This window comes from Pantoea eucrina, assembly GCF_001691555.1.
GTDB classification, from domain to species: Bacteria; Pseudomonadota; Gammaproteobacteria; order Enterobacterales; family Enterobacteriaceae; genus Pantoea; species Pantoea borealis.
In genome coordinates this window covers 2,149,490-2,156,755 of record NZ_MAYN01000008.1, presented here as the reverse complement: position 1 = coordinate 2,156,755, position 7,266 = coordinate 2,149,490, and the positions used below count along the sequence as shown (strand labels likewise).

The 7,266-nt window shown below is 53.7% G+C and carries 7 protein-coding genes and 2 tRNA genes; 5 read left to right on the top strand and 4 right to left on the bottom strand.

The window, feature by feature from the left end:
• The first annotated feature begins 22 nt into the window (after window positions 1–22).
• Both BBA90_RS16350 and BBA90_RS16345 read left to right on the top strand, forming a co-directional pair.
• Window positions 23–99 (top strand) — tRNA-Asp (locus BBA90_RS16350).
• Window positions 100–281: 182 nt separating this feature from the next.
• The gene (locus BBA90_RS16345) at window positions 282–1,082 is read left to right on the top strand and encodes an endonuclease/exonuclease/phosphatase family protein (protein WP_065650065.1); all 801 of its coding nucleotides are present in this window, start codon (window positions 282–284) and stop codon (window positions 1,080–1,082) included.
• A gap of 107 nt (window positions 1,083–1,189) precedes the next feature.
• Here BBA90_RS16345 and mltD read toward each other — a convergent pair whose 3' ends face one another.
• Window positions 1,190–2,569: a murein transglycosylase D gene (mltD, locus tag BBA90_RS16340; RefSeq protein ID WP_065650064.1), complete on the bottom strand. Its 1,380-nt coding sequence runs from the start codon at window positions 2,567–2,569 to the stop codon at window positions 1,190–1,192.
• A gap of 71 nt (window positions 2,570–2,640) precedes the next feature.
• Window positions 2,641–3,396, bottom strand: coding sequence for a hydroxyacylglutathione hydrolase (gene gloB, locus BBA90_RS16335; RefSeq protein ID WP_065650063.1), 756 nt, complete (start codon window positions 3,394–3,396; stop codon window positions 2,641–2,643).
• A 39-nt stretch (window positions 3,397–3,435) separates the two neighbouring features.
• On the opposite strand from gloB, the gene BBA90_RS16330 reads away from it, so the two are divergent.
• Window positions 3,436–4,170 carry a class I SAM-dependent methyltransferase gene (locus BBA90_RS16330; RefSeq protein WP_065650062.1) on the top strand — a complete coding sequence of 245 codons (735 nt, stop codon included), beginning with the start codon at window positions 3,436–3,438 and terminating at the stop codon, window positions 4,168–4,170.
• Here the strand turns inward: BBA90_RS16330 and rnhA are convergent.
• Complete coding sequence (rnhA, locus tag BBA90_RS16325) at window positions 4,155–4,622, bottom strand: ribonuclease HI (RefSeq protein WP_065650061.1); 468 nt, start codon at window positions 4,620–4,622, stop codon at window positions 4,155–4,157. The genes BBA90_RS16330 and rnhA overlap by 16 nt on opposite strands.
• Window positions 4,623–4,675: 53 nt before the next feature.
• Here rnhA and dnaQ point away from each other — a divergent pair, with 53 nt between their 5' ends.
• Window positions 4,676–5,407 carry a DNA polymerase III subunit epsilon gene (dnaQ, locus tag BBA90_RS16320; protein WP_065650060.1) on the top strand — a complete coding sequence of 244 codons (732 nt, stop codon included), beginning with the start codon at window positions 4,676–4,678 and terminating at the stop codon, window positions 5,405–5,407.
• 133 nt (window positions 5,408–5,540) lie between these two features.
• A tRNA-Asp gene (locus tag BBA90_RS16315) sits at window positions 5,541–5,617 on the top strand.
• 62 nt (window positions 5,618–5,679) lie between these two features.
• Here the strand turns inward: BBA90_RS16315 and BBA90_RS16310 are convergent.
• Window positions 5,680–7,173 carry an NCS1 family nucleobase:cation symporter-1 gene (locus tag BBA90_RS16310; RefSeq protein WP_065650059.1) on the bottom strand — a complete coding sequence of 498 codons (1,494 nt, stop codon included), beginning with the start codon at window positions 7,171–7,173 and terminating at the stop codon, window positions 5,680–5,682.
• Window positions 7,174–7,266: the final 93 nt, after the last annotated feature.

The following is a 7,266-nucleotide window of genomic DNA, read 5'->3' as shown; positions in this document are numbered from 1 at the left end:
CTGAGGGCAGTAAAGAATCGGTGGAGCGGTAGTTCAGTTGGTTAGAATACCTGCCTGTCACGCAGGGGGTCGCGGGTTCGAGCCCCGTCCGTTCCGCCACTATATTGAGAAGCCCTGACTGTTAAAGTCAGGGCTTTTTCATTTTCCCTTTTTATCCTCCGGCATTCTGACGCATTGCTGTGAGGCGAATTCCGACATTCGATACCACGAATTGAAACCCCGCGCTAAAATCCCTATAACAGTCAGTGTGAACTCTTTGTTGTTATCAGCCAGGCGGTAAAGTGCGAAAGAAAACCTATGCAATGCGCTATATAGCAGGCCAGCCAGCGGAGAGAATTTTTCCGCCGGGCGCTATGCTGCATCTTGGTCAGGGCCTGCCGCCGGGGGAGCCGCTGCCGGCCGATCCCACCTTGCGGGTGCTGGTATGGAATATCTTCAAACAGCAGCGTGCTGACTGGATGTCGGTCTTGCAGGGTTTTGGTCGCGACGCCCATCTGGTGCTCCTGCAGGAAGCACAAACCACGCCTGAACTGATCCGGTTTGCCACCAGTAACTATCTGGCAGCCGATCAGGTACCCGCTTTTGTTCTGCCTCAGCACCCCTCAGGGGTGATGACGCTGGCCTCTGCGCATCCGGTCTATTGCTGCCCGCTGCGCGAGCGCGAGCCGCTGCTGCGGCTGGCAAAATCTGCGCTGGTCACCGCATACCCTCTGCCAACCGGCGATATGCTGATGGTAGTGAACATCCATGCGGTCAATTTCAGTCTGGGTGTGGACGTCTACAGTAAGCAGCTGGGGCCCATAGGGGAGCAGATCCAGCATCACCGTGGCCCGGTGATAATGGCAGGGGATTTCAATGCATGGAGTCGTCAACGCATGAACGCGCTTTATCGCTTTGCGCGCGCTATGTCTCTGCGTGAAGTGACGTTTACAGACGATCACCGGCGTAAAGCGTTTGGCCGGCCGCTCGACTTTGTCTTTTACCGGGATATGAAGGTCAGTGAAGCAGCGGTGCTGGTTACCCGGGCCTCCGATCACAACCCGTTACTGGTAGAATTCAGTCCCGTTACTGTTGCACGTTAAACGCACCTTTCTGTGATGATAAGACGCGCTGATCTGGCGGGCACTGCTATAAATAGTGCGGTGCTGATAAAGAAAAAAGGCTGACAAATGTCAGCCTTTTCAATGCATCAGGTATCTGGCGTTGCGCTATTCTTAACAAACAGAGTGAGCTTATCACCCGGCTGTATATCCTTCGCGTCGCTGTTCCAGCGCATTACGTCCTGCGTATTTACACCGTGACGTTTTGCAATACTGGCAAAAGAATCACCCTTACGAACGCGGTAGGTGATGCTGTTGCCGTTATCTGCCAGCTGCGAGGCCGCTGTCGTACCGCTAACCGTGAGGGTCTGACCGATACGGACTGCTGCACTGCGCAGATTGTTCTGCTGTTTCAGCGAGCTCATGCTGACGCCCAGCTTACTGGCGATACCGGATAGCGTGTCGCCTTTACGTACGGTATAGCTGTTACCGGCTGCGCTGGCTTTAGCCAGTTCAACGGGCTGCACGGAGGCGATATCTCCGGAGGCCAGAGAGTTACGCAACTTTGCCACGTTGGACTTAGGCACCATGATGTAGTGCGGTCCATTTGGCGCAGTCGTGCCATTTTTGTACCCGGCGTTAAATGTCTTCAGTTTACTGAGTGACATGCCCGCCATCTCTGCAGCCTGGGTTAACTGCATCTGCTGTCCTACTTCCACACGCGCCAGCGCGCGGCTTTCGTTAGGAGTGGGCAGTTTAATACCGTAACGCTTGTTATTCTTAAGCAGTTCGCTTAAAGCCAGCATTTTCGGGACATAAATGGTTGTTTCGCGCGGCAGTGATAAATGCCAGAAGTCAGTCGGCTTACCGCGTGCCTTATTCTGCTTCATCGCTTTCAACACGCGCCCTTCACCGCTGTTATAGGCTGCTACGGTCAGTAGCCAGTCGCCATCAAACATTTGGTTCAAACGCTGCATCATATCCAGTGCTACTTTGGTTGAGGCCACCACATCACGGCGTCCGTCATACCAGCGGTTCTGTTTCAGACCATAATTTTTGCCCGTTTGCGCAACAATCTGCCAGATGCCTGCGGCGTTGGCGGAGGAGGTTGCGTGAGGGTCAAAAGCGCTCTCCACTATGGGTAGCAGTACCAGTTCCATCGGCATTTTACGTTTCTGTATCTGCTCGACAATCCAGTACATGTACGGCTCTGCCCGTAATGTTACATCGTGGAGATAGCTCTTATTTTTTAAAAACTTTGTTTTCTGTTCGCGGATCCGGGCATTTTCCGGGATCCCCATCTTCAACTCGTCACTAATGAGATTCCAGAGATCGGTGTCTTCTGCGAGGCTGGTTCCATCATCTTGCCAGCGCGGCGACAACAAGCGATTTCCGTACTTTCCATTTTCACCTTGACCAGCTGAAGACAGGCTCTGTGCATGCTGAGCGGGGATATTGGCATCATTCCGTGAGGCCTGACATCCGACCAGCAAGACTGAGGCGAGTAATAATATCGCTTTAGCCTTCATGTGTGTGTCAGTAGTTCGCTTAAAAGACGAGCAACTATACGTGACGTACCGGCACAACACAACCCAAAAAATTAAAATTGGTCTTTCTTATTACGCAATTCAGCAAAAGTCTGCCATAACGGGGCAGATTCCACATTAATTGCTAAAGCTTTTTGTAAATCAGCATCTTGTGTACGTAAAAATAAATTTATCTCACGTTCCAGCGCCAGTTTTGTCGGTAAAGTAGTGCGATTTTCCGCCCGTAAATCCTTAATTTCCTGATATCTGGCCAGAATTTTCGGATCATGGGGTAAAATTGCAGCAGCAAACTTCATGTTAGATAAAGTATATTCATGTGCGCAGCAGATAAGCGTATCGGCAGGTAATTCATTAAGCTTTTGAAAAGAATCAAACATCTGTTCAGCTGTGCCTTCGAAAAGGCGTCCGCAGCCACCTGAAAACATTGTGTCGCCACAGAAAAGATAAGGTTCGCTGTAATATGAGATATGTCCTAAAGTGTGACCTGGCGTGGCGATGACCTGAAAAGGCATGCCCAGAAGCGTCACTGACTCACCTTCCTGCACAATATGCTGTGCACCTTTGGCTGCCGTTTCCTGTGGTCCGTAAACCTCAAGCTGCGGATAGCGTTGCAGCAGTTCAGCAACTCCGCCGGTGTGGTCCTGATGATGATGCGTCAGCAGGACAGCAACCGGCGTCCAGCGGTTGGCTTCGATTTTTTCAATCAGCGGCCGGGCTTCACCAGGGTCAACAATCAGGCAGTTGCCGGCGTCATCGGTCAGCGTCCAGATGTAGTTATCCGTTAATGCGGGAATACTGGTAAGATTCATAAACACCTCTCTGGTTGTCTTAAAGGAAGATGGTAGAGCATGAAGCCAGCGAAAACACGCCAGATCCTGACCGCGCCGCGCACCTGGAACGATATGCCCTGGGGAGAGTACTTTCGCGATGCGTTAACCCAGCAGCTGCAGCCCTGGCTGACGAGGCTTTATGGCTTCCATATGCTAAAAATTGGCAGCCTGAGCGCAGAAATCGATACCCGTCAGTGTGCCATATCTCATCAGGTCAATGTTGGCAGTGAGGGCGACGCACTGCAGGTGATCGCCAGCGTCTCTCAGCTGCCGTTTGAGTCTAAATCAATTGATGCCTGCCTGCTGGCGCACACGCTGGCATGGGAACAGGATCCGCACCGCGTTTTACGCGAAGTAGACAGAGTGCTGATTGATGATGGCTGGCTGATTATCAGCGGCTTCAATCCATTCAGCCTGCTGGGGATCGGAAAAGCGGTTCCGGGTCTGAGCCGGCGAGCGCCCTGGAACAGCAGGATGTTCAGTCAGGTGCGTCTGCTGGACTGGCTGAGTCTGCTGAATTATGAAGTGGTGTACCGCACGCGTTTTCAGGTCGTGCCGTGGCACCGGCAGGGCGGCAGAATGATCAGTGCGCATCTCCCGGCTCTGGGGTGTCTGAACATTGTGGTTGCCCGCAAGCGCACGTTCCCGCTTACGCCTGCTAAAATGAAAACGGCGCGCAGCAGTGCGCAGCTGCGTCCGGTGGTGAATGCTACGCGCCAGTTTCGGGAAACACAGGATCAGGATGCAACCTGATAGCCAATGTCCTCCAGCGCCGGATGACCGGCAGCGCTGCGCGCCAGTTCGTCACAGCGTTCGTTCTCAGGATGGCCGGCATGTCCTTTCACCCACTCCCACTTAATGGTATGGGTGCTGAGTGCCGTATCCAGACGCTGCCACAGATCGACATTCTTAACCGGCTTTTTATCAGCGGTTTTCCAGCCGCGCTTTTTCCAGTTATGGATCCAGCTGGTAATGCCCTGGCGGACATACTGGCTGTCTGTGCTGATGACCACGTCGCACGGCTGCGTCAGCGCCTCTAATGCGACGATGGCCGCCATCAGCTCCATGCGGTTATTGGTGGTGAGTCGGTAACCCGCGCTGAATAACTTTTCATGCTCGCGATAACGTACAATAGCCCCATAGCCGCCCGGTCCCGGATTGCCGAGGCAGGAACCGTCGGTGAAAATTTCTACCTGTTTGCGCATCTCTGGTAGACTTCCCTCTGAAAAAACGCCAAGTCTGACACAAAACGAGCCCTATGATCACTGCAAATAACCGCCAGATTGTCCTTGATACTGAAACCACCGGCATGAACATGATCGGGGTACATTATGAGGGGCATCGCATCATTGAAATCGGTGCGGTTGAAGTTATCAACCGTCGCCTGACCGGCAACAACTTCCATATGTATCTCAGGCCCGACCGGCTGGTGGACCCGGAAGCGTTTGGTGTTCACGGCATCGCCGATGAGTTTCTGGCCGACAAGCCCACCTTTGCGCAGATAGCCGATGAGTTTCTCGACTATATTCGCGGAGCGGAGCTGGTGATCCATAACGCCTCGTTTGATATCGGCTTTATGGACTATGAGTTTGGCATGCTGCAGCGTGATATCGGCAAAACTGAAAGCTTTTGCAAAATCACCGACAGCCTGGCGATGGCGCGTAAAATGTTTCCGGGCAAGCGTAATAGCCTGGATGCGTTGTGCAACCGTTATGAAATCGACAACAGCAAACGTACGCTACATGGCGCACTGCTGGATGCCGAAATTCTGGCGGAAGTCTTCCTGACTATGACCGGCGGCCAGACGTCGCTGGCATTTTCCATGGAGGGCGACCAGCGTAATCAGGCTGAAGGGGAGCATATTCAGCGTATCAGCCGTCCCGGTTCAGGCCTGCGCGTGATTAATGCCAGTGATGAAGAAGTCATGGCGCACGAAAGCCGCCTCGATCTGGTTACAAAAAAAGGTGGCAGCTGTCTGTGGCGCGTCTGATGCACTGATTTTGCTGCTAAAAACAGCGGCGAGCTGAAAAAAGCGGCAAACGTGTCATTTTGATATAAAAAGCGTTGACGGGGGAGGGGGCTGCCATTAATATGCGCCTCGTTCCCGACGGGGAACAAAGCGCGGAGCGGTAGTTCAGTTGGTTAGAATACCTGCCTGTCACGCAGGGGGTCGCGGGTTCGAGCCCCGTCCGTTCCGCCAATCTATTTAAAAAGCCGATTCAGAAATGAATCGGCTTTTTGCTGTCTGCTATTCAGCCAGCACTATACACCCTCTTTTTGCAGCGTCGCTTCCGGACGATACGAGACCGATACGACCCGTTCTGCCCGCGCCAGCCAGCGATAGCAGCCTGCCCCCAGCGCCACGCCAATAAACCAGCTGAAGTTAGCTACCGCATGCAGCGCCGGAATAAAACTTATCGTCAGGCAGATCCCGACCGCCGGCAGCAGCGCCGCAATCGCTTTGGGATTAAAGCCGTTGCGGTACCAGTAACGTCCCTGCGGCGTGGCGTTAAACAGGTCATCAACGCTCACGCTACCGCCTTTAATCAGATAAAAATCCGCAATCAGGATACCGAACAGCGGGCCCACAAACGAGCCCAGCACATCCAGCGTATAGTGGATAAGCTCAGGTGACTGAAACAGATTCCACGGCGTCAGCAGCACAGAGCCCACTGCGGCGATCATGCCGCCGGTGCGGAAACTGATCTTCTGTGGTGAGCAGTTAGAGAAATCAAAGGCGGGTGATACAAAATTCGCCACGATATTAATACCAATGGTGGCGGTGATCATCGTCAGCAGGCCGATAGCCACGGCCAGGTCATTGCCCACCATACTCACCGTCTCAATCGGGTCGGTGATCATTCTGCCAAACAGCGACTGGGTGCCGGAGACAATCACTACCGTAACCACGGAGAACAGCAGGAAATTAAACGGTAATCCCCAGCGGTTGCCGCGACGGACTTCGCCCATGTTTTTACCGTAACGGGAAAAGTCGCCAAAATTGAGCAGCGGCCCGGAAAAGTAGGAGACGACCAGAGCGGTGGCGGTGATCATCTGCCAGGTCTGTTCGCCGGCACTCAGTGATTTACTGGCCAGCGTAAACGAAATACCCGACAGGCCGGTTTTGTATACAATCCAGCCCGCCAGCGCCACCATGACGACGTAAACCGCCGGACCCGCCACGTCGATAAAGCGCTTAATAGCATTCATACCGTGCCAGAACACCATCGCCTGCAGCAGCCACATGATGCCAAAGCAGCACCAGCCGAGCAGCGACAGCCCCAGCCAGCTGCTTTGCGTCATGCTATTGAGCGCCGGAAAAAACTTCAGCAGCACCAGCATCAGCGCATTCGCTGCCAGATAGGTCTGAATGCCATACCAGGCAAAGGCGATAAGCCCGCGGATCACGGCCGGGATATTGGCGCCGAATACGCCGAACGCCTGACGACAGATCACCGCATAGGGCACGCCCGCCATCTGGCTGGGTTTCGCTACCAGATTCGCACAGAGCTGCACGATCCCGATCCCGGCCAGCAGACACAGCAGCACCTGCCAGCTTGCCAGTCCCAGCGTAAAAAAGCTGGCGGCGACCACATAGCCGCCCATGCTGTGCACATCCGACATCCAGAAAGAAAAGATGTTGTACCACGTCCAGTTCTGCTGGCGCGTTGGTGCCAGATCTTCATTACACAGACGCGGGCTATAGGCCGCGCGGGCATCAGCCTGCGCCGGCGTCACTTCAGTATGAATTGGCATGAAACCTGCTCCTCTCACCATGATGGGGAAAATATTCACCGTTTAGAGAGGTACTGCAGGATCCAGGCCAGAAGTGATTTTTTGTATACAAAA

Coding starts and splice junctions, on each gene's coding strand:
- mltD (WP_065650064.1), bottom strand. CDS start 2,569: ATGAAGGCTAAAGCGATATTATTACTCGCCTCAGTCTTGCTGGTCGGA.
- gloB (WP_065650063.1), bottom strand. CDS start 3,396: ATGAATCTTACCAGTATTCCCGCATTAACGGATAACTACATCTGGACG.
- BBA90_RS16330 (WP_065650062.1), top strand. CDS start 3,436: ATGAAGCCAGCGAAAACACGCCAGATCCTGACCGCGCCGCGCACCTGG.
- rnhA (WP_065650061.1), bottom strand. CDS start 4,622: ATGCGCAAACAGGTAGAAATTTTCACCGACGGTTCCTGCCTCGGCAAT.
- dnaQ (WP_065650060.1), top strand. CDS start 4,676: ATGATCACTGCAAATAACCGCCAGATTGTCCTTGATACTGAAACCACC.
- BBA90_RS16310 (WP_065650059.1), bottom strand. CDS start 7,173: ATGCCAATTCATACTGAAGTGACGCCGGCGCAGGCTGATGCCCGCGCG.